This is a genomic window from Mesorhizobium sp. B1-1-5 (genome assembly GCF_006443065.1).
Lineage (GTDB): Bacteria > Pseudomonadota > Alphaproteobacteria > Rhizobiales > Rhizobiaceae > Mesorhizobium.
The window spans coordinates 1-1,029 of record NZ_VFWS01000669.1; the positions used below are offsets into that span (position 1 = coordinate 1).

A 1,029-nucleotide genomic window follows, 5' to 3' on the forward strand; every position below is an offset into this window, starting at 1 on the left:
TCATGACACCAGCCCGCGTTCTTCGAGTTCGCGTTTCATGTCGGCGCCGCGATCGATGGCAATCGTGTTGCGCACCCAGGAAACGAAGTCGCCGAGGGAATTCTCCAACTGCCGCCCTGGTTCGAAACCCAGCAGTTCGCGCGCCTTGGAAATGTCGGCGAAGCAGTTGCGAATGTCACCGGAACGCGCTTTGCCGAGCAGCTCGGGCGAGCTGTCCGGCGTTCCCATGGCCTCGGCCAGCAGCCGCGCGACATCGCGGATCGCATAAGCCCGGCCGCTTCCGATGTTGATGACGTGGCCTTTTGCCTGGCGTTGCTCCAGTGCCAGGCGAAAGGCGCGGGCGACGTCACGTACATGAACGAAATCGCGCTTCTGCTGGCCATCTTCGAAGATCATCGGCCGCTTGCCGTTGGCCAGACGCGAGGCGAAGTTGGCCAGCACGCCGGTATAGGGGTTTGAAAGCGCCTGTCCGGCGCCGAAAACGTTGAACAGGCGCAGCGCCACCGCATCGACGCCATAGGCTTCGCCGAAGATCAGCACGGCGCGTTCCTGGGCATATTTCGTCAATGCATAGATGGAGGCGAGATCGATCGGCTTTTCTTCGTCTGTCGGCAACGGCGAGAGAGGTTCACCGTCCGCCGACAAGGGATCCCACTGTCCGCCTTTGAGGTCGTTGGCCTTGCGCCGGGCGTTGCCGACGCGCCGGCCGTCGTCCTGCTGCTCGTCTGGATGGTCGTTCCGCTGGCGCTCACGCTCTGGTTCTCCTTCCAGCAGTACAATCCGCTCAATCCGATCCGCGACGGCTTCGTCGGCTTCTCCAATTACGCGTTGTTCTATTCCAACCCGGCCTTCCTGCAATCGATCCTGAACACGCTGCTGATCGTCGTCAGCGTGCTTGTGATCACCGTGGTCGGAGGCATCCTGCTGGCGCTTTTGATCGACCAGCCGATGTGGGGCCAGGGCATCGTGCGCATCCTCGTCATCTCGCCGTTCTTCGTCATGCCGCCGGTCGCGGCGCTGGTCTGGAAG

Annotated in this window: 2 pseudogenes; one reads left to right on the plus strand and one right to left on the minus strand. The window is 62.3% G+C overall.

Annotation, left to right across the window (positions count from 1 at the left end):
- Window positions 1–708, minus strand: a pseudogene (locus FJ980_RS34245) (NAD-dependent epimerase/dehydratase family protein); the annotation flags it as partial.
- 21 nt (window positions 709–729) lie between these two features.
- Here FJ980_RS34245 and FJ980_RS34250 point away from each other — a divergent pair.
- Window positions 730–1,029, plus strand: a pseudogene (locus FJ980_RS34250) (sugar ABC transporter permease); the annotation flags it as partial.